19 protein-coding genes are annotated in these 20524 nt (G+C 59.8%); 16 read left to right on the forward strand and 3 right to left on the reverse strand.

Going from position 1 to position 20524, the window contains the following annotated elements; translation table 11 throughout:
- Positions 1-35 precede the first annotated feature (35 nt).
- Together AC4HNJ_RS11790 and AC4HNJ_RS11795 are read left to right on the forward strand one after the other, a co-directional pair.
- Positions 36-1937 carry an LTA synthase family protein gene (locus AC4HNJ_RS11790; RefSeq protein WP_490479774.1) on the forward strand — a complete coding sequence of 634 codons (1902 nt, stop codon included), beginning with the start codon at positions 36-38 and terminating at the stop codon, positions 1935-1937.
- 244 nt (positions 1938-2181) lie between these two features.
- A complete protein-coding gene (locus tag AC4HNJ_RS11795) occupies positions 2182-3327 on the forward strand; it encodes a hypothetical protein (RefSeq protein WP_490479775.1) in 1146 nt (381 codons plus the stop codon).
- A gap of 433 nt (positions 3328-3760) precedes the next feature.
- Here the strand turns inward: AC4HNJ_RS11795 and groL are convergent, their stop codons facing one another.
- Complete coding sequence (gene groL / locus AC4HNJ_RS11800; RefSeq protein ID WP_490479776.1) at positions 3761-5401, reverse strand: chaperonin GroEL; 1641 nt, start codon at positions 5399-5401, stop codon at positions 3761-3763.
- A 55-nt stretch (positions 5402-5456) separates the two neighbouring features.
- A complete protein-coding gene (locus AC4HNJ_RS11805; RefSeq protein WP_115479661.1) occupies positions 5457-5750 on the reverse strand; it encodes a co-chaperone GroES in 294 nt (97 codons plus the stop codon).
- A gap of 244 nt (positions 5751-5994) precedes the next feature.
- On the opposite strand from AC4HNJ_RS11805, the gene AC4HNJ_RS11810 reads away from it, so the two are divergent.
- The 13 genes from AC4HNJ_RS11810 to purH all read left to right on the forward strand — a co-directional run bounded on the left by AC4HNJ_RS11810 (position 5995) and on the right by purH (position 18418).
- Positions 5995-6693 (forward strand): class II aldolase/adducin family protein, encoded by a 699-nt coding sequence (locus AC4HNJ_RS11810; RefSeq protein WP_490479777.1) that lies wholly within the window; start codon positions 5995-5997, stop codon positions 6691-6693.
- Positions 6694-6702: 9 nt separating this feature from the next.
- Entirely contained in the window at positions 6703-7032 is a 330-nt protein-coding gene (cutA, locus tag AC4HNJ_RS11815; RefSeq protein WP_490479778.1) for a divalent-cation tolerance protein CutA, read from the forward strand.
- Between the two features lie 106 nt (positions 7033-7138).
- Entirely contained in the window at positions 7139-7843 is a 705-nt protein-coding gene (locus AC4HNJ_RS11820; protein ID WP_490479779.1) for a glutathione binding-like protein, read from the forward strand.
- Positions 7844-7935: 92 nt separating this feature from the next.
- Positions 7936-8847: a DMT family transporter gene (locus tag AC4HNJ_RS11825; RefSeq protein WP_490479780.1), complete on the forward strand. Its 912-nt coding sequence runs from the start codon at positions 7936-7938 to the stop codon at positions 8845-8847.
- A gap of 84 nt (positions 8848-8931) precedes the next feature.
- The gene (locus tag AC4HNJ_RS11830; protein ID WP_490479781.1) at positions 8932-11103 is read left to right on the forward strand and encodes a protein-disulfide reductase DsbD family protein; all 2172 of its coding nucleotides are present in this window, start codon (positions 8932-8934) and stop codon (positions 11101-11103) included.
- Between the two features lie 13 nt (positions 11104-11116).
- Positions 11117-11662, forward strand: coding sequence for a TlpA family protein disulfide reductase (locus tag AC4HNJ_RS11835; RefSeq protein ID WP_490479782.1), 546 nt, complete (start codon positions 11117-11119; stop codon positions 11660-11662).
- 145 nt (positions 11663-11807) lie between these two features.
- Positions 11808-12260, forward strand: coding sequence for a type II 3-dehydroquinate dehydratase (gene aroQ / locus AC4HNJ_RS11840; protein ID WP_490479783.1), 453 nt, complete (start codon positions 11808-11810; stop codon positions 12258-12260).
- A 69-nt stretch (positions 12261-12329) separates the two neighbouring features.
- Entirely contained in the window at positions 12330-12791 is a 462-nt protein-coding gene (gene accB, locus AC4HNJ_RS11845) for an acetyl-CoA carboxylase biotin carboxyl carrier protein (RefSeq protein WP_490479784.1), read from the forward strand.
- Between the two features lie 13 nt (positions 12792-12804).
- Positions 12805-14178 carry an acetyl-CoA carboxylase biotin carboxylase subunit gene (accC, locus tag AC4HNJ_RS11850; protein WP_490479785.1) on the forward strand — a complete coding sequence of 458 codons (1374 nt, stop codon included), beginning with the start codon at positions 12805-12807 and terminating at the stop codon, positions 14176-14178.
- Positions 14179-14393: 215 nt separating this feature from the next.
- Entirely contained in the window at positions 14394-15290 is an 897-nt protein-coding gene (gene prmA, locus AC4HNJ_RS11855; protein WP_490479786.1) for a 50S ribosomal protein L11 methyltransferase, read from the forward strand.
- Between the two features lie 153 nt (positions 15291-15443).
- Entirely contained in the window at positions 15444-16211 is a 768-nt protein-coding gene (locus AC4HNJ_RS11860; protein WP_490479787.1) for a DUF3426 domain-containing protein, read from the forward strand.
- Positions 16212-16406: 195 nt separating this feature from the next.
- Positions 16407-16694, forward strand: a complete 288-nt coding sequence (locus AC4HNJ_RS11865; RefSeq protein WP_490479788.1) for a helix-turn-helix domain-containing protein — start codon at positions 16407-16409, stop codon at positions 16692-16694.
- 110 nt (positions 16695-16804) lie between these two features.
- The gene (gene purH, locus AC4HNJ_RS11870) at positions 16805-18418 is read left to right on the forward strand and encodes a bifunctional phosphoribosylaminoimidazolecarboxamide formyltransferase/IMP cyclohydrolase (protein ID WP_490479789.1); all 1614 of its coding nucleotides are present in this window, start codon (positions 16805-16807) and stop codon (positions 18416-18418) included.
- A 97-nt stretch (positions 18419-18515) separates the two neighbouring features.
- Here purH and AC4HNJ_RS11875 read toward each other — a convergent pair whose 3' ends face one another.
- Complete coding sequence (locus AC4HNJ_RS11875; RefSeq protein WP_490479915.1) at positions 18516-19532, reverse strand: bile acid:sodium symporter family protein; 1017 nt, start codon at positions 19530-19532, stop codon at positions 18516-18518.
- Between the two features lie 91 nt (positions 19533-19623).
- Between AC4HNJ_RS11875 and AC4HNJ_RS11880 the strand changes: the two genes are divergently transcribed.
- Positions 19624-20520: a LysR family transcriptional regulator gene (locus tag AC4HNJ_RS11880; RefSeq protein ID WP_490479790.1), complete on the forward strand. Its 897-nt coding sequence runs from the start codon at positions 19624-19626 to the stop codon at positions 20518-20520.
- The last annotated feature ends 4 nt before the right edge of the window (positions 20521-20524 follow it).

Raw genomic sequence — 20524 nt, forward strand, 5'->3', positions numbered from 1 at the left:
CAGTCCTCACCTCTGGATGACGGTTTACGGACTGCATGAGCGACCTGCCTTCCACCTGGCTTTCACGACGCAGTGCCGCCTTGCGGGTGGTGCTGGTGCTGGTGATTGCAGTGCTATTTGCGCTGCTGACCAGCTTGCTTGATGGCCATGCGGGCGTCGCGGCATCGCAGTGGCTCGCCCAGCCAGCCTTCCCGCTCGCCAATGCCATACCGGGCTTGCTGCTGGCCTTGCTGCTGCTGGCCATGACCCGGCGCGTTTTTCTGTCGTTCGGCCTGGCTTATTTGCTGCAGGCAGTGATGTATGGGGTCAACGCCCTGAAGGTGGCCAACCTCGGAACGCCGTTGCTGCCAGCCGATTTCCGCATGGTGGGGCAGTTACGCAAAGGCGGCATGCATGTCCTCGGCAGTTATCTTCCGCACAGTCCATGGATCTATCTCGCCATCATCGGTGGCGTGCTGACGATGGCGGCGATGTGGCGTTACGAGCCACCGCTTTTTGGCCGCCGCACGGGTGGCAAACGACTCGCCACTGGTGGCGTGCTTGCCGCAACGCTGGTCACGCTGCTGCTTGGCGTACCCGGTTGGCGCGATCTTTATAACGGCCACAAGCTCTGGCTGGAGCCTTGGTCGGCGGCTGCCACCACCAACCATTCCGGGCTGGTCAGCTCGCTGGTGATGTTCCATCTGCAAGACCGTCGCACTAAACAGAAGGCCGATCCGGCAGCGGTGAGCAACCTGCTCCAGGCCACCGGCGACGCAGTGCGTGCGCGCATGCAGGCAACACCAGACCGGGGCACAGCGTTGCCCGATATCGTAGTGGTGCAGAGCGAGTCGTTTTTCGACCCGAGCATCATCCGCGGCTATGAAAACACCGATCTCACGCCCAACCTCCATCGCCTCGCGCAGGAGGGCATGAGCGGCCCGCTGCACATTCCAACCTATGGCGGCGGCACCATCCGCACCGAGTTCGAAGTGCTGACCGGTCTTTCGCTGCGCTACTTCGGCAACATGCAGTTTCCGTACTTGCAGCTCACTGACAAAGTCGTGCCGAGCATGGTGCGCACGCTGCGTGCGCATGGTTATGAAACCGTCGCCATTCATGGCAACGATCCAAGTTTCTGGAATCGCAATACTGCGTTCAAGGCGCTGGGGTTCGATCGCTTCGTCTCGCAGTCAAGCTTCCCCCACGACACCCCGATGGATGGCAAGTACATGGCCGACAGTGCCATGACTGACGAGATCATGGCGCAGCTGAAAGATTCCGGTCCGCCGCAATTCCTGTTCGCCATCAGCCTGGAGGCACACGGTCCTTACGATGTGACCCCCAAGGACCCCGCCGCGCGCGATGCGATTCCTGTTCCGTCGGTGGTCGATGCCAGGGACAAGGTGGAGGTGCAAAACTACCTCTATCATATGCAGCATGCAGATGAAGAACTCGGACGCCTGGCGACTTTGCTTGCCAAACGCAGCCGCCCGACCTTGCTGCTGTTCTATGGCGACCATCTGCCCGGGCTTACCGCGGCTTATCGTGAAACCGGCTTCGTGGACGGGCAGGACATGCTTGGCGAGCCAGGCACATGGCTATTGATCGATCCGCGCAATCCCGGCCAGCCACAGCGCATGGAGATGGCTTCGTGGATGTTGCCGGGCCTTCTGCTCGAACGCGCAGGCATTCACGACAATGCGTACTTTGCGCTCACGCAGGTACTGGCTCCCTCCCTCGCGAAATTGACTCGCGCGCCCGGTGCGTCACCGGTCTCCCTCGACGCGCAACAGCAGCAGTTCGATAAGGACATGGCAAGTGTCGCCGTCCTGCGTATGAAGGGCAAACTGGACAAGTTGCTGCCAGCCAGCCTGTTGCCTCCCAATTCTGCCGTAGCGAAACAGGAAGCCGAACAGGAAGACGTTCCAGCAGCAATCATGGGCGTTCATCGCTAAAACAGCCCTACCTCGGTTTAGTGCCGCATAAAAAGCTCCGCGTAAGCGGAGTTTTTTTGTTGCAGGAAACTTGCGATTTTTTGAAGACCCATGGTCGCGTCAGCGCCGATGAGCGCGTAGTCAGCTCAGGTCGGAAACGTTCTGCTTCGCAAACTATTTGGGAGCTTGTCCAAAATCGAGCAGCAAGCGTGGAGGATTATTCTGAAGAGCAATCCGGGGGAAGCAGATTGAGTGGGAGAGGACGATGGCGGCTTCAGCGTTTCGGTGGGATCCGAGTGCCAATCAAGTCTATAACGGACCTACCCGCACCTTGACCGGCGCGGCGGACAGCTTCAACAAAGATCTTGGCACAAGCTTCGTGCTGGATGCTCCATTGCAGACTTTGACACTGCAGGTTACTGATGCGGATATTCTCGCTGACGGAATCACTCTGTGGGGTTGGCAAAATACCGGCCTACCGGCAGCTGATGAAACAGCCATGACCCTGAAAAACGGTACGCTCGTCTATAACGGCGCCTACACGGGACAGGCATTATCCCCAACTTTTGATCTGGCGGCTGACCCGGGTATTCCGTCCGCTCAAATAGCCATAACGGTATCGGGTGATTCCAGTTTCCAGATCCTCGATACGGCAAATTTGATGGTCCTTGCGCCTCTGTCGCTGAAAATACAGGACACGGGATCCTTCACGACCAGCAATACGCCGTCCATAGAGATCAAACCCAATGATATGCCGTCAGCATCCATGATCCTGACGGTGCAGGACGGTGGTTTAGTCGATATCGAATGCAATGAATTTGAGGGACCCGTCAATGGAAGCTCTCTATCTGGCAACGCGAGTGTTTCCATCACGGCATACGACTGGCTTGGAACGGGCGGCTCGATCGTCTTGAGCGAGCAGTCGAGGTTATTGCTTAAATCCAGCGGCGGAATGAAATTGTTTGAAGCGCAACTTTATTTGCAAGATGACGCGGAAGCTTCGCTGTACGGTGAGTCTCTTATGTGCAGCGGCGGATCAAGCATCTATGCCGGCGGCAACGTGTGCGCCGAGATGCACTTCAATACCATTACCTTGGACGAGGGCTGCCGCTTCTCTCTCAGCGCCGCCGAAGCGACTTTCAGGATCGAGAGTTTTACTCCGGAGAATCAGCCATTTGATTTTTTGAACGGCACTTATCCGCAAGGCATCTTCAACTTCGTCACGAGTCGGCAAGCAATCAACAATAGCGAGTTCGTCATCAAGACGTTCGGAGAGCACGCCATTCCTTATATGTTGTTCGTGAAGAAGCTTATTTCTATCGACGGCGTTCCGGTGGATGAGAATCATGAAAATAAAATTCTCTGCCAGATCGAAACGGATGCCTACCTTCATATCCGCCTATTCCATTAGCAGGCGGCGAAGAAGTTGCCGGCCAGTCCACCGATTGCCGGCAGCGCAGTAGCGAACTCACTGGCAGACAACGCGATGACGCGCCTGCTCCAGGCAGTTGATACAGGTGCAGCTTGAGCAGATTGCTTGAGCCATCGCCGGGACGGCCCGTGCTGATAGCCTGACTGCGGACAAAAACCCAGAGCGCTCATGTCCAGCTTGTCGACGAAGGCCTGGATTACTCGAAGGGCATGATCAGCAGGGATCAAGTCCTCCAGATACAACGGAAACAGTGTGCTTTGGCTGCACCCTTCGCGATCACATGGCCCATAACAACAATGCCCTCGGGGTTCCGAGGGCATTGCCTGTCAATCACGCCACTTTGGCTGCATCAGGTTGGAGCGTTGGCACAGCCTGTTGCGCGGCCTTTTGACATTACGCAAAAGCGCAGGACTTAGAAGTCCATACCGCCCATGCCACCCATGCCGCCAGCCGGCGCATGGTTGTGCTCTTCCTTCTTCGGCAGCTCGGCCACCATGGCTTCGGTGGTAATAGCCAGACCCGCCACGGAAGAGGCGTACTGCAGCGCAGAACGAGTCACCTTGGTCGGATCCAGGATGCCCATTTCGACCATGTCGCCGAACTCGCCGGTGGCCGCGTTGTAGCCGTAGTTGCCACTGCCTTCCTTGACCTGGTTGACGATCACGGACGGCTCGGCGCCAGCGTTGAACACGATTTCGCGCAGCGGAGCTTCCAGCGCACGACGCGTGATGGCGATGCCGAGGTTCTGGTCTTCGTTGTCACCCTTCAGGTTGTCAACGGCCTTGAGCGCGCGGATCAGCGCCACGCCACCGCCGGGAACCACACCTTCTTCGACAGCCGCACGAGTGGCGTGCAGGGCGTCTTCGACGCGGGCCTTCTTTTCCTTCATTTCGACTTCGGTGGCGGCACCGACCTTGATCACCGCAACGCCGCCGGCCAGCTTGGCCACGCGCTCCTGCAGCTTCTCGCGGTCGTAGTCGGAGGAGGTCTCCTCGATCTGCGCCTTGATCTGCTTGATGCGCGACTGGATCTTCTCCGCTTCGCCGGCACCGTCGATCAGGGTAGTGTTTTCCTTGGTCACCACAACCTTCTTGGCGCGACCCAGATCCTGGATGGTGGCCTTCTCAAGCTGCAGACCCACTTCTTCGGAGATGACCTGGCCGTTGGTGAGGATGGCCATGTCTTCCAGCATCGCCTTGCGGCGGTCACCGAAGCCCGGCGCCTTCACGGCGGCAACCTTGACGATGCCGCGGATGGTGTTGACCACCAGGGTGGCCAGCGCTTCGCCTTCCACTTCCTCGGCGACGATCAGCAGCGGCTTGCCGGCCTTGGCCACGCCTTCGAGGATCGGCAACAGCTCACGCACATTGGAGATCTTCTTGTCGTACAGCAGGATGAACGGGTCTTCCAGCTCGACCTGTTGGCTCTGCTGGTTGTTGATGAAGTACGGGGAGAGATAGCCGCGATCGAACTGCATGCCTTCCACCACGTCCAGCTCGTTCTCGAGGCCCGAGCCCTCCTCGACGGTGATCACGCCTTCCTTGCCGACCTTCTTCATGGCCGTGGCAATGATGTCGCCGATGGCGACATCGGAATTGGCGGAGATGGTACCGACCTGGGCGATGGCCTTGTCGTCAGCCGTCGGCTTGGAGAGCTTCTTCAACTCTTCGACAGCGGCGATTACTGCCTTGTCGATGCCGCGCTTCAGATCCATCGGATTGATGCCGGCGGCGACGGCCTTCATGCCCTCGCGGATGAACGCCTGGGCCAACACGGTCGCGGTGGTGGTGCCGTCGCCTGCGTTATCCGAGGTCTTGGAAGCGGCTTCCTTGACGATCTGGGCGCCCATGTTCTCGTACGGATCGGCCAGCTCGATTTCCTTGGCGACGGACACGCCGTCCTTGGTGACGGTGGGGGCGCCGAAGCTCTTCTGGAGCACGACGTTGCGGCCCTTCGGGCCCAGCGTGACCTTGACCGCGTTGGCCAGGGTATTCACGCCCTTGAGGATGCGCGAGCGCGCGTCTTCACTGAAGCGGACTTCTTTAGCTGCCATGGGTGTATTCCTTCAAATTCAGTTATGGGGATGCCAAGAGAGGCGGGAGAGGCAATCAGCCTTCGATCACCGCGACGATGTCGTCTTCCTTCAGGAAGACCAGCTCTTCGCCGTCGATCTTGATTTCCTGGCCGGCATACTTGCCGAACAGCACGACTTCACCGGCCTTGACCGACATCGGACGGACCTTGCCGTCTTCCAGGATGCGGCCTTCGCCGGCGGCGATGACTTTGCCGCGGGTCTGCTTTTCGGTAGCGCTATCGGGGATGACGATGCCGCCGGCGGAGACACGCTCCTCTTCCAGGCGCTTGACGATGACGCGATCGTGCAGCGGACGCAGTTTGCTCATGGGATGAACTCCAGCTATGGCTTGGGTTGAAAAGTGGATGACCCCGGGCCGGCCTTGGTGACCGCTGTTAGCACTCGGAGTACGTGAGTGCCAATTCTAGTCACCAAAAAAACCCCTGCAAGAGGGGCCGGATGGGTCGTGCGAGTTTTAATGGGGGAAGCGGCAGGGCTTTCAAGGGCCGTCAATGAAACGACGTGGTTTGATAATTCGGAAAGGATCGACACCGACGACCAAAACGCTGACGATGCCCGCTTTCCACATCACGCAGATGAGTACCCAGGCAGTGAGCAGGGACCAGACATTACGCGAGCAGATTGTCAGCTACGGCCTGAAGCTGACCCCCTCAGGCCTGAGCCAAGGCACCTCCGGCAACCTTAGCGTGCGCCATGGCGACGGATTCCTGATCACCCCCAGCGGCACGCCCTACGAAGAGATCACACCCGCGTCCGTGGTGCAGGTAGCGATGGATGGACGCCACGCGGAAGGGCTACGCCCGTCCAGTGAGTGGCGTTTCCACCGGGACATCTATGCCGCACGCCCGGACGTGCATGCCGTGGTGCATGCCCATCCGCCCTATAGCACTGCGCTGGCAATGTGCCGCATGGATATCCCGGCAGCCCATTACATGATCGCGGTCAGCGGCGGCGATTCGATCCGTTGCGCCGGCTACTACACCTACGGCACACAGGAGCTGTCCGATGCCGTCGTACAGGCATTGCACGGACGCCTGGCTTGCTTGCTCGCCAACCATGGGATGATCGCGGCAGGCGCGACGCTGGAACAAGCGATGTGGCGAGCCGTGGAAGTGGAAACACTGGCCCGCCAGTATGCATTGGCGCTGCAGGTCGGCAAACCGGCGTTGCTCAACGACACCGAGGTGACACAGGTGTTGGAAAAATTCAGCAACTACGGCCTCATGTCCCGCAAAGAAACGTCCACCTGACGAGGTCTCATGTCCACCTCCGAAACGGTTCTGCTCTGCTACTGCACCTGTCCAGATGCCGCCAGTGCGCAGCACTTGGCCGAGTCGGTGGTGGACGAATCGCTCGCCGCCTGTGTCAATCGCATTCCCGGCATTCAATCGACCTATCGCTGGAAAGGCGATGTCACCACAGATGCCGAAGAACTGCTGATCATCAAGACCACGGTCGCCCGCTTCGAAGCCTTGAAAGAACGCGTTCTAGCCTTGCATCCCTATGAACTGCCCGAACTGGTTGCCGTACCGGTCGAATACGGGCACACGGCTTATCTGGACTGGGTGCGATCCGCAGGTGAGCGGTAGGCTGTTTCCCCTTTTAAGGGCAGGCATCACATCAGGCATGTCTCACAATGTGGCTCTAGTCCGATAGCGCCTAGGATGGCGACATTATCAAAGCGAGACACGGACCATGATCGACCTTTACTTTGCCCCGACACCCAATGGACTCAAGATCAAACTGCTCCTGGAAGAGATCGGGCTGGCTTACCGTGAGATCCCGGTAAGTCTCAGCAAAGGCGAGCAATTCCAGCCTGCCTTCCTCGCCATTTCACCCAATAACAAGATCCCGGCGATCGTTGACCACGCACCCGTTGATGGCGATTCCCCCATTTCGCTGTTCGAGTCGGGGGCCATCCTGCTTTATCTCGCCGAGAAGACCGGTCATCTGCTGCCACGCAACCCGCGCGGCCGTGCCGAGGTGTTGCAGTGGTTATTCTGGCAGGTAGGCGGCCTGGGCCCGATGGCCGGGCAGATCGGCCACTTCAACGTCTACGCGCCGGAAAAGGTGCCGTACGCCATCGACCGCTACACCCGCGAGACCGCGCGCCTGTATGGCGTGCTTGACCGGCAGCTGACGGATCGCCCTTTCATGGCGGGCGACTTTTCGATTGCTGACATCGCCTGTTACCCCTGGATCGTTCCGCACGAAGTACATGGACAGGAGCTGGCCGCTTTCCCCCATCTCAAGCGGTGGTTTGAAGACATCGCAACGCGGCCGGCCACAAAGCGCACCTACGCAGGTGTCGAGAATGTGTATGCCCCTAAACAAGCGATATCAGAAGAAGAACGACGGGTGCTGTTCGGCCAGGACGCAAGCACACGCCACGGCGCTTAATCATGCGCCGCAGCGGTTGCTCAAAGCTGCTGACAGGTTCTGTCACTGCGTCGCCTTACGCTTGTTTATAGGCTCCCATTCCGACCTTCGCCATGAAAAAGTCCGATCTCGCCGCACTGCTGTTGCTTGGCGCCCTATGGGGAGCGTCGTTCCTGTTCATGCGCATGGGTGCCGCGCAGTTCGGTGGTATGGCCCTCGCGGGCGTGCGCGCCATCGGTGCCGCGATCTGCTCACTGCCATGGCTGGCCTCACGCGAACGCAGGATGGAGCTGCGCGCGAATTGGCGTTCGATCAGCTTGATCGGCCTGGCGAATTCCGCATTACCGTTCGTGTTGTTTTCCTATGCGGCGCAGAGTCTTCCTGCCGGGCTTTCGGCCATTTTCGACGCGATTGCGCCGCTATTGGTGGCGGCATCCGGCTGGCTTTGGCTGGGAGAACGCTTGGGCACCACGCGCGCCATGGGCTTGATCGTCGGCATGGCCGGCGTGGCATGGCTGATCGGCGGCACCATGGGTTTTGGACATGGTGGCGGCGCCATCGGCTGGGCAATGGCTGCCTGTGTCGGGGCAAACGTTTGCTACACCTTCGGCGCGCATTACAGCCATCGACGTGTCCAGAGCGTGGCGCCAATGACCGTCGCTATCGGCAGTCAGATCGCCTCCGCCATCATGCTGCTGCCTTTCACGATCTGGTTGTGGCCGGCCAAGGCACCCACACCGCAAGCCTGGGTCGCCATGTTCGGCTTGGCCGCAGGTTGCACCACGCTCGCGTACGCGCTGTTTTACCGGCTGCTCGCGCGCGTCGGTTCGACCCGTGCGATGGCCGTGCTGTATCTGATCCCGGTCTTCGGCGTGATCTGGGGAGCCATGTTCTTGAACGAAGCAGTCACCCTCGCGATGGCCGGCGGCTGCGTGGTGATCCTATTCGGCGTCGCACTGACCACCGGTATGCTGAAGCCACGCGTGGCTGCACCTTCAGCTATCGACGCTGTCGAAAAAGCCTGAATAACCCCCACTCCGGCATCTGTCGCGGGCTGGGTCATAATTCCCATCATTCGCCCCGCGCGATCTCAATACGCTGGAGTTGGAATGCGTTCGCTTCGTAACGGCCGTGTCGCCGCCAAAGTGCTGTTCGTTTTATTTGTCCTGATGGTTGGCGTGCAAGCGTTCGCGCAGGATACCGCCAGCCTGCTGCCCGTGACGGAGGCATACAAGCTCACCGCCGACGCCAGCACACCGGGTGTGGTGAAGCTGCACTGGACCATCGCGCAGGATTACTACCTTTATCGCGGTCGCATGGCCTTCAAGGGTGGCGATGGCGTTACGCTCGGCAAAGCGCAGCTTCCCGACGGCGAAAAGCACACCGACCCTTACCTGGGACCGGTGGAGACCTATCACCACAGCGTCGACGCCACCATTCCCTATACCGTCGCTCCGGGCATCACGACGCTCGCATTGAGTGTGCGTTTTCAGGGATGCCACGAAACCGATCCGCAAGTCTGCTACCCGCCGCATACCGAGCAATTCAATCTGCGATTGCCCGCCGCGGCCATCCAACCGTCGAACAAACTGCAGGCACTGTTGGACTCGCGTCCATCATCGCTTGGAGGCGACAGCAACACCCCGTTACCCGCGGAACAGGCGTTTCGCTTCGACGCGATTGCGCAGGACACCCATCACCTGCTGTTGCGCTGGACGATTGCCAAGGGCTACTACCTGTATCGCGACCAGACGCAACTCGGGTTGAAAAATGCGCCACAGCTTTCGCTGTCGCCAGCATGGCCCGCAGGCACGACGCACCAGGACGCGCACTTCGGTAACGCTACTGTGTATTTCGATGAACTGACCCTGCCGGTCGCCGTTCAAGGCGATACGTCAGGCATGCCGTCGCTTGCCCTGGTTGCCAGCTTCCAGGGCTGCCAGGACGGCGGCCTCTGCTATCCGCTCATGACGCGCGAGGCTCATATCGATCTAACCGGGAGTGGCACGTCAACGGTCGCGCCCGCGGCCAATCCCGCACCGGAGATGCCACCGGCGCCGTTGGAAAAATCGGAATCGTTCAAGGTAAACCTGTGGTACGCGCTGTTGCTCGCACTCGGTGGCGGCTTGGTCCTGAACTTGATGCCCTGCGTGCTGCCGGTTTTATCGATCAAGGCCATTGGCTTGATCGAAAGCGGTGAAAGTCCGACGCGGCGGCGTAGGCATGCACTGATGTATACGGCTGGCGTACTGATAAGTTTCGTTGCGCTTGGCGCAATGATCATCGCGCTGAAAACTGCATGGGGTGCGCATCTGCAAAATCCGCTGGTGGTGGCGGTGCTGTCGCTAGTGATGCTGGCGGTCGCCCTGTCCATGTCCGGCGTAGTGCAGTTCGGTACCTCGCTTGGCAACGCTGGCAGTTCGCTTGCAAATCGCAACGGCTCTGCCGGTGATTTCTTTACGGGTGTTCTGGCAGTCGTTGTAGCCAGTCCCTGCACGGCGCCTTTCATGGGCACAGCGTTGGCATACGCCTTGGTCGCACCCTTGCCGAATGCCATCTGCGTTTTCGCTGCTTTGGGACTGGGGTTGGCGCTGCCTTTCCTCGCCGTCGGTTTTGTGCCGGCGCTGTCGCGTTGGCTGCCGCGTCCCGGCCGCTGGATGGAAACGCTGAAGGAAGTGCTGGCGTTTCCGATGTATCTCACGGCAGCATGGTTGGCATGGGTGCTTGCCCATCAGCGTGGTGCCGATGCGGTAGGTCTGCTACTGGTCGCCGCCGTGCTGCTATCTATGACGCTTTGGTGGTTCGAACGCAGCCGCGGCCATGGCACCTTCAGCCGCTCCTTGGTCGCACCGCTGGCCCTGCTTACCCTGGCACCCCTGTATTACCTCGCCACCCTGCCCGCCCCGGCACACATCACAGGCATGCCCGCCGATGGCACCGTGGCCTACTCGCCGGCGAAGCTTGCCGAGCTGCGCAAGTCCGGCAGGCCTGTTTTCGTAGACATGACTGCTGATTGGTGCGTGACCTGCAAAGCCAATGAGCATGCCGTGCTGGATGGCGACAGCTTCAAATCGCTGCTCAAACGTACCGGCACCGTCTATATGAAAGGCGACTGGACCGACGTGAACCCCACCATCTCGGCCTTCCTGCAGCAATACCATTCCCCCGGCGTGCCGCTATACGTCGTATTTCCGAAGGGTGGCGGTCCCGGCAAGCCATTGCCGACAGTGCTCACCTTTTCCCTGGTGGAGCAGGCCCTGACTGAAGCAGCCAAGGGATGAAGGGCCACGGATCATGCTGAGCCGAGCCAACCTGGTCATCCTCAGCTTGGCGCTTCTGGCCGCGATAGCGGGCGGATGGCTGCAGCATGAAAGTCGAATGGCGCGCATTCCACCGGGCGTGCAGGTGGCGAACATCGGCGATCTTCGTCCCGACCTCGCCTTGCGCGACCTCGACGGCAAAGAGCATCGCTTGTCCGAATTTCATGGGCGGCGAGTGCTGCTCAATTTCTGGGCAAGCTGGTGCGCTCCGTGCCTGGATGAGATACCCGCACTCAACGTGGCGCAGCGTAAGTTCGGCGATCAGGGAGCGATCGTGCTGGGTATTGCGATGGATAACCCTATTCGCGTGCGTGCGTTTCTAGCCACCCGCCCGGTCGCCTATCCGGTGCTGCTGGGCCAGTTGAGCTCACCGAGCACCTCGCTCCGCTTTGGCGATCTCGCTGAAGTACTGCCCTTCAGCGTCTTGCTGAATGAATACGGGCGCATCCTGGCCGTCCAACGCGGCCCTCTCAGCAAAAGCCAATTGGCACACTGGCTATCGCCGACGTCCTCACCCTGAGAGGCCAAACCAGGTGCCATACGTTCCCGCACGGTGATTGCCTTAGTTCTCCGCCGAACTGCGCCGAACTGCGCCGAACTGGACAACATTCCTGGCAGCGCGCACACTTCGCAAATTCTGGACACCCGGGGGCTGCCTGGAGCCTATGGCGAAGCTGCTGGTCCTGCATGGACCCAACCTCAACCTGCTAGGCGTGCGCGAACCGGACATTTATGGCCGGGAGACGCTGGCCGACATCAATCAGCAGCTGGCCCAGCGTGCCCAATCGGCCGGACACGAGCTGGCTTGGTATCAATCGAATGCCGAGCACGAGCTGATCGGCCGTATTCACCAGGCGCGGGATGAGCAGATCGAATACATCCTCATCAATCCCGGTGCTTTCACCCATACGAGCGTGGCCCTGCGCGACGCCTTGGCGGCGGTCGACATTCCGTTCATTGAGCTGCACATGAGCAATGTGCACGCCCGTGAACCGTTCCGGCGCCACTCGTACCTTTCGGACCTGGCCGTTGGCGTGATCTGCGGCTTCGGCAGTACCAGCTATCGTCTGGCGCTGGATGCGGCCATCGCCAAACTTGAATCGAAGCCGGCTGGCTAGTCGCCATTTTCGTTTTCTTTCACTTTCCGGCCGCCACGCTGCGGCCCAGACCCTGAGAAGGCAAGCCCCATGGATCTGCGCAAGATCAAAAAACTGATCGACCTGCTCGAGGAATCCAACCTCGCCGAACTGGAAATCAAGGAGGGCGAAGAAGTCGTTCGCTTGTCGCGCGTACCCAAAGGCGGCGTGACGGTTGCCGCAGTTCCTACCGCCCAGATGGCACCCGCCCCGATCGCGGCGGTACCCGCCGCGCCTGCCGCCGCACCGGCTGGGGAAGCGGCCAACCATCTGCCGGCAGGCCACGTGGTGAAGGCGCCGATGGTCGGCACCTTTTATGCGTCGGCCAGTCCTGGCGCTTCCGCATTCGTGAAGGTCGGCCAGCAAGTGAAGACTGGCGAGACGCTAGGCATCATCGAAGCGATGAAGATGTTCAATCAGATCGAAGCCGAGGTGAGCGGCACCGTGCAAGCCATCCTGGTCGAGAACGGCCAGCCGGTGGAATTCGACCAGCCGATGTTCGTCATCGCCTGAGCGGCCCGCCGATATGCAAAAACTCGAAAAGGTTCTTATCGCCAATCGCGGCGAAATTGCGTTGCGGGTGCTGCGCGCCTGCCACAGTCTCGGCATCAAGACCGTGGCGGTACACTCCACGGCCGACCGCAATCTCAAACACGTCGGCTTGGCGGATGAAGCCATCTGCATTGGCCCCGCTCCCTCCGCGGATAGCTACCTCAATATTCCACGCATCATCGCCGCGGCGGAAATCACGGATGCCAATGCCATCCATCCCGGCTACGGTTTTCTTTCCGAACGCGCCGATTTCGCCGAACAGGTCGAGCAATCCGGCTTTATCTTCATCGGACCGACCGCCGACGTTATCCGCCTGATGGGCGACAAGGTAGAAGCGATCCGCGCGATGAAAGCCGCCGGCGTGCCGTGCGTACCCGGCTCAGGCGGCCCGCTTGGCGACAACGTCGAAGAAAACATGCGTATCGCGCGCGACATCGGCTATCCCGTCATCATCAAGGCTGCCGGCGGCGGCGGCGGCCGCGGCATGCGCGTAGTACGCACCGAAGCGCATCTGGGCAATGCAATCACCATGACCAAGCAGGAAGCCAAGGCGGCTTTCGGCAACGATCAGGTGTACATGGAGAAGTTTCTGGAAAATCCGCGCCACGTGGAAATCCAGGTACTCGCCGATGGCCGCGGCAACGCCATTCATCTCGGCGAACGCGACTGTTCGATGCAACGCCGTCACCAGAAAGTCGTCGAAGAAGCACCGGCTCCCGGCATTACTCCGGAACTGCGTGCACAAATTGGCCAGGTCTGCGTGGATGCCTGTGTTCGCATCGGTTATCGGGGCGCGGGTACGTTCGAATTCCTGTTTGAGAACGGACGCTTTTATTTCATTGAAATGAATACGCGCATCCAGGTCGAGCATCCCGTGACGGAATTGATTACTGGCGTGGACCTGGTGCGTGAACAACTGCTCATTGCCGCAGGTGAAAAGCTCTCGATCAAGCAGGAAGACATCAAGATCCATGGGCATGCCATCGAATGCCGCATCAACGCCGAGGATCCGGATTCCTTCATGCCTTCGCCAGGCACGGTAAAACGTTTTGAAGCGCCGGGCGGCCCTGGCGTGCGCGTCGACACACACCTCTACGATGGCTACAAGATTCCGCCGAACTACGACTCGATGATCGGCAAACTCATCGTGCACGGTCCCGACCGCGAAACAGCCATCGCACGCATGCGTCTTGCGCTTGCCGAAACGGTGATCGAGGGTGTGAAGTGCAATATCCCGCTGCAACAGCGCATCATGGCGGACGTCGGCTTTCAACAGGGTGGACAAAATATCCACTATCTGGAAAAACGCATGGCCGAACATAAGGAACATCCGCACAGCGGACATTGAGCCGCAAGCGGATGGACGCCGGGCGAAGGGCCAAGACATCGAGAAGAACTGCACCGAAGCATGTCAGAAACAAGTCTTCGGTGATTCTCATCGCAGGATCCGCTCTTCGCCCTATCTTCCCCGCGCAAAGGCAACGGACAATCTCAGCATGCCCTTGAGAGGGTTTCAGCGCGACGCGCGCCGAGACCTTGAACAGGTTCTCACACGGAATACCCATGCCCTGGCTCGAACTCTCACTGATCGCCCGCACCGAGCAACAACCTCGTGTTGAAGAAGCGCTGGACGATCTGGGCGCACTCTCGATCACGCTGCAAGATGCTGATGCCGAAACACCGGACGAGCAGGCTATTTTCGAGCCTGGCGTGGGAGAACTTCCGTTGTGGCCCATCATTACGCTGAAGGCCTTGTTCGATGCCGACACCGATCGCCGTGGATTGAGCGAAGCATTGGGCGAACTGCTGCCCTGGCTGGAACCCGACCAGATCGTCTTTCGCGATGTCGCGGACGAAGATTGGGAGCGCGCATGGATGGACCAGTTCAAGCCCATGCCATTCGGCCAACGCCTGTGGATCTACCCCTGGAATGTCGAGCCCCCCAAGGATGAGAGCGTGATTGTGCGGCTGGATCCGGGCCTGGCATTCGGCAGCGGAACGCACCCCACCACAGCCCTCTGCCTGGAGTGGCTCGATAGCCTCGATCTTGCCGATAAGAACCTCATCGACTACGGCTGCGGCTCGGGCATTCTGGCCATTGCCGCGCTCAAACTGGGTGCCGCAACGGCCACCGGCATCGACAATGATCCACAAGCCCTCACGGCTTCTGCCGACAACGCCGAGCGCAATAGCGTGGGCGAGCGTCTGAAACTCTTCCTGCCCGAAGATTTTGCCGGCGAACCCGCGGACGTGTTTGTCGCCAATATCCTCGCCGGCCCACTAAGCGAACTGGCCCCGATCTTCGCCTCAGCCGCAAAGCCGGGTGCTCCTTTTGCGATCTCCGGCATCTTGCAGGGCCAGCAGGACGAACTGCTGAGCCGTTATGCCGAATGGTTCGAAGCCTTGCGCGTAGACACACGCGAAGACTGGGTGCGCATAAGCGGTCGGCGCAAGCACTGACCTTTCAAGTTGGCACGCAAAAAATTTGCGCCGCGCGTGATTCGAAGTACGCTTCGGAGCAGGACCCTCCGATTCCACTTCCACCTTCCCCGCGACGCAGAAGGGGCGGACCCAAAGCGATCTTCAAGCATGTATACGCAATGCCCCGAATGCATGTCCGTGTTTTCAGTGGATGCGCGCACCATTGCGCAGGCACACGGCTTTGTCATGTGCGGGCACTGCGGCGCAGGCTTCGACTGCATCGCAACCCTGGCCGACCAGCTTCCGCCAGAACCGTTTGGCGAATTGCCCTCGCATGAGCCAGCCGTCGAACCGCCGCATGTCGAACACGTGGTCTATCGCCCGCAAGCGCAAGCGGAAGAGCCCACAGACGCCTCTTCATCACCCACTTTTGATGAATTTGCGGACCTTAGTGTTACACCGCGTTTCGCGCGCGATACACATATCGACCGGCCGCGCCGTTGGCCATGGATCATGGCATGCCTGTTGCTGCTGCTTGGCCTCGCCGCACAGCTTGCCTGGGCTCTACGCGATACATTGATTGCCGATCCGACCACAGGCGCATTGCTAAAACAAGCATGCGCCACGCTGCAATGCCAGCTGCCACCTGTACGCGACGTCAGCAAACTGCATCTACTGGCACGCGACGTGCAAACACATCCGACCGTTCCGGGCGCCTTATTGATCAGCGCCACACTGCGCAACGACGCAACGTTTACCCAGCCATGGCCAGTGGTCACCCTGCGCTTGTCCGATGGCAATGGAAAAGTCATCGCCATGCGCCGGCTCAACCCATACGAATACCTCGACGACACCGAGGCGTTGCGACACGGTATCCCACCGGGGGCTAGCACAGCTTTGATCTTCGAGGTAGAGGATCCTGGACATCAGGCTGTCGCCTTTGACCTTGGGTTTGAATAAGAGCGTCTTAGTACCTGTTCAGTATGGGCTTATGCTTTTTCTTCGTCGAAGGCTCTTAATTTTGTCGCCGCCCGCGAGTAAACTCGGCCCCTCGCGTGACTGAAAGCGCGACTGTCGACCACCCGCCGCGAAAGCGGTAACTGCCATAAACATGGCGACGGCCCATGCAGCCGTTGCGTGAGTACGTGAGGGGAAATGTCCTTGAACGCCGTCAGACTGCCTGCCAACGAGGCTGTTCGCGAATCCTCGTCGCAGAGCGCACTGAGCGAATGCGTCAGTCGTACCGTACGCCGCTATCTTGCGGACATCGGCGACACGCCGTGCGAAGAAGGTTTGCATGCCCTGGTGATTCGCGAAGTCGAAGGTCCGCTGTTGCGTGAAGTACTGGCCTTTCATGATGGCAACCAAAGCCGCGCCGCCGCGGTACTTGGCATCAACCGCGCTACGCTCCGCAAGAAGCTCGCTGCACACGGCCTGCTTTGACTCGCTTCCGTGCGTTTCTCACGGTTTCATTTAGCCGTCTAAATATCTCGCAGTTCGCATAGTGCCCCTCGCGCTATAATGCGCGGCTTCACCACATCTCGGAAGCCGCCATGCCCGCACCCGCCGTTACTCCCATCCGCCGCGCCTTGATCAGCGTGTCGGATAAAACCGGGCTGATTGAACTGGGACGCCGCCTGGTCGCGGCAAACGTGGAATTGCTGTCCACCGGCGGTAGCGCCAAGGCGCTGCGCGAGGCGGGCGTACCGGTAAAGGATGTCAGTGACGTCACTGGCTTTCCGGAGATCATGGATGGCCGCGTCAAGACGCTGCACCCGACAGTGCACGGCGGATTGCTTGGCCGACGCGGTACAGATGACGCCGTCATGAACGAGCTGCACATCCTGCCCATCGATCTGCTGGTGCTGAATCTGTATCCGTTCGAAGCCACTGTCGCCAAATCCAATTGCACGCTGGAACAGGCGATCGAGAACATCGATATCGGCGGCCCCGCGATGCTGCGTTCTGCCGCGAAGAACTGGAACAATGTCGGGGTACTCACTGCTCCCGAGCAGTACGAAGCAGCGCTCCATGAGATTGAGCAGCAAGGTGGCCTCAGCCGCGCCACGCGTTTCAAGCTCGCTGTCGCCGCGTTCAACCGCGTCTCCAATTATGACGGCGCCATCAGTGACTATCTTTCCGGCTTGCAGCTCAACGATACGCAGGAGGCCATCACCGGCCGTGATGCCTTCCCGGACCAGCTCAATGGACATTTCGTAAAGCGGATGGATTTGCGCTATGGCGAAAATCCGCATCAGCAGGCAGCGTTCTATCAGGACCTCCATCCCACCCCAGGCACGCTGGCAACCTTCCGGCAACTGCAGGGCAAAGAGCTTTCATTCAACAACATCGCGGATTCGGATGCCGCCTGGGAGTGCGTACGCAGTTTCAGCAAGCCTGCCTGCGTCATCGTCAAACATGCCAATCCCTGTGGCGTAGCAGTGAGCCTGGATGGCATTGGTCGCGCCTACGATCTGGCTTACCAGACCGATCCCACTTCCGCCTTCGGCGGCATCATTGCCTTTAACCGGGAAGTGGAGGGCGCGACAGCACAGGCCATCGTCGATCGTCAGTTCGTTGAAGTCGTACTGGCACCTGCCTATACAGAAGGTGCACTGAAAGCATTCGCGAAGAAAAGCAACGTGCGCGTATTGCTGATCCCGGTACCGACCGCAAGCGAACTCCCCACAACGCAACCGCCGACTCATGATCTGCGCCGCGTCGGCTCGGGTTTGCTCGTGCAAACGGCCGATCGCGGCATGATTACCGCGGAAGACCTCAAAGTTGTGACGCGTCGCGCACCCACCGAGGCAGAAATCAATGACCTGATTTTCGCCTGGAAGGTTGCCAAATATGTAAAGAGCAATGCCATCGTCTACGCACGCGATCGCCAGACCATCGGCATTGGCGCGGGCCAGATGAGCCGTGTTTACAGCGCACGCATCGCCGGCATCAAAGCTGCCGACGAGAAGCTGGAAGTGCGCGGCTCCGTCATGGCGTCGGATGCATTTTTCCCATTCCGCGATGGCATCGATGCCGCTGCTGCCGCAGGCATCCGTGCGGTGATCCAGCCAGGCGGCTCCATGCGCGACGCGGAAGTCATTGCCGCCGCGGACGAGCACAGCATGGCCATGGTCTTCACCGGCATGCGCCACTTCCGGCACTGAAAAACTGCCGAACATACAGGTACGCAATCTACCGAGCGCAGCAGGTTCTGCACGCTTCCTTAAACCCTCATAGGCCGGCATTCGCCGGCCTATGGCGTCAGGGCTGCTCCATCACCGCCGCCGATGCGTTGGATGTCCTTCCTTCGCCTGCGCCTTGACGCTGCGCATAACGGCGCGCCAACACGGCGCAGGTCATCAATTGCATCTGATGGAACAGCATCAGCGGCAACACGATCATGCCTATCGCATGCGCGGGAAACAGAACATTGGCCATCGGCACACCGCTGGCCAGGCTCTTCTTCGAGCCACAAAACACAATGGTGATTTCATCTTCGCGCACAAAACCCAAGGCGCGCGAGCCATAGCGCGTGATCAAGAGCGCCGCGGCAAGCAATACAGCGTTGACGATCAACACACCGCCCAGCACCGGCCACGGAAGCTGTTTCCATAACCCTTGCAACACTGCCGCACTGAAAGCCGTGTACACCACCAACAGAATCGAGCCCTGGTCCACCAGGCCGATCACCGGGCGATGCCGTTGTACCCATCCACCGATCCAGCGTTGCGCGACCTGCCCCGCAACGAACGGCACAAACAATTGCAGCACGATCTCACCGACGGATCGCCACGACATGGCACCCTGCCCGTGCGCTTGCACCACCAGGCCTGTCAGCAGCGGCGTGATCACGATGCCAATCAGGCTGGAAGCAGACGCGGAACACACGGCAGCCGAAACGTTTCCCCGCGCAATCGACGTAAACGCAATCGACGATTGCACCGTCGAGGGCAGCGTGCATAGAAATAGAATGCCCATGTAGAGTGCCGGCGTTACCAACGGCAGCAACACTGGCTTGAGCAAGAGGCCTAACACCGGGAAGAGCACAAATGTGCTCATCAGCACGGTGAGATGCAGGCGCCAGTTGGTCATGCCCGCCACCACTGCCTCACGCGAGAGTTTCGCACCATGCAGGAAGAACAACAGCGCAATGGCCAGATCGGTCAGCCACTCGAATGCGCCGGCCACGTGGCCGCGGCAAGGCAGCACACTGGCGGTGATCACGGTGCCGATCAGGCAGAGGGTGAAGTTGTCGGGAAGAAAGCGGCGCAGTGACATGGTCGCGAAGCGATGGGGCAACGGCGCTATTCCACAGTACACTTATTGATAAATCAAATCACTTTATTTAATGTATTGATTCGATATGAGTATGAATATCAGCCTTCGGCAATTACGCGCTTTTCTGGCCGTGGCGCGCCAACGCCACTTCCGTCGCGCTGCCGAACATCTACACCTGAGCCAGCCGGCCGTGAGTCGACACATCGCCGAGCTTGAAGCGGAGCTGGGCATACGGCTTTTCGATCGCAGCACGCGAGAGGTTGTTCCTACCGATGCCGGACGCTATCTCGAAGGCGCGATCGAGCGCGTGCTGGACGAACTCGAGGGCGTGCTGGAACACGTGCATTCGGAGGGCGAACGGCGACGTGGCAAAATCCGCATCGCCTCGGTGCCCACCTTGTCGGCAAGCCTGATGCCCGCGTGCATTGCAGATTGCGCACGTGATTACCCTGAGCTGACGATTCAACTGCACGACCAGGCGCAAACACTGGTACTCGACAGCGTGCGGGGCGGCGAGGTGGATTTCGGTATCGCCATCGAACCGCCTGAGAGCGGCGATTTCGACAGCGAGGTCATCATGCATGACCCGTTCTTCCTGGTTTGCCGTCCCGATCATCCGCTTGCGCAACTGAAAGCCGTGTCCTGGAAAAAACTGCAGGGACAGCCGCTCGTGCTGCTCGACTATTCTTCCGGCAGCCGACGCCTGATCGATCAGGCATTGCTGAAACATGGCATCGAGGCCCTGGTAGTCCAGCAAACCGGACATACGCACACGGCATTCCGGATGGTCGAATCGGGGCTCGGTATCAGCATTACGCCCGGACTGTCCTCGCCACCGTCCACGCTGGCCCTACGTCCATTGGCACCTACCGAACGGCGCGCCGTCACCCTGATCCGTCGACACCAGCGCTCGCTCTCGCCGTTGGCGGCGTTGGTGTGGAATCGCCTGCGTGAATTGGCTTCGCGAGGTACGCTCACACCTCGTTGAATCT

Source organism: Dyella sp. SYSU CM1112 (genome assembly GCF_058216415.1).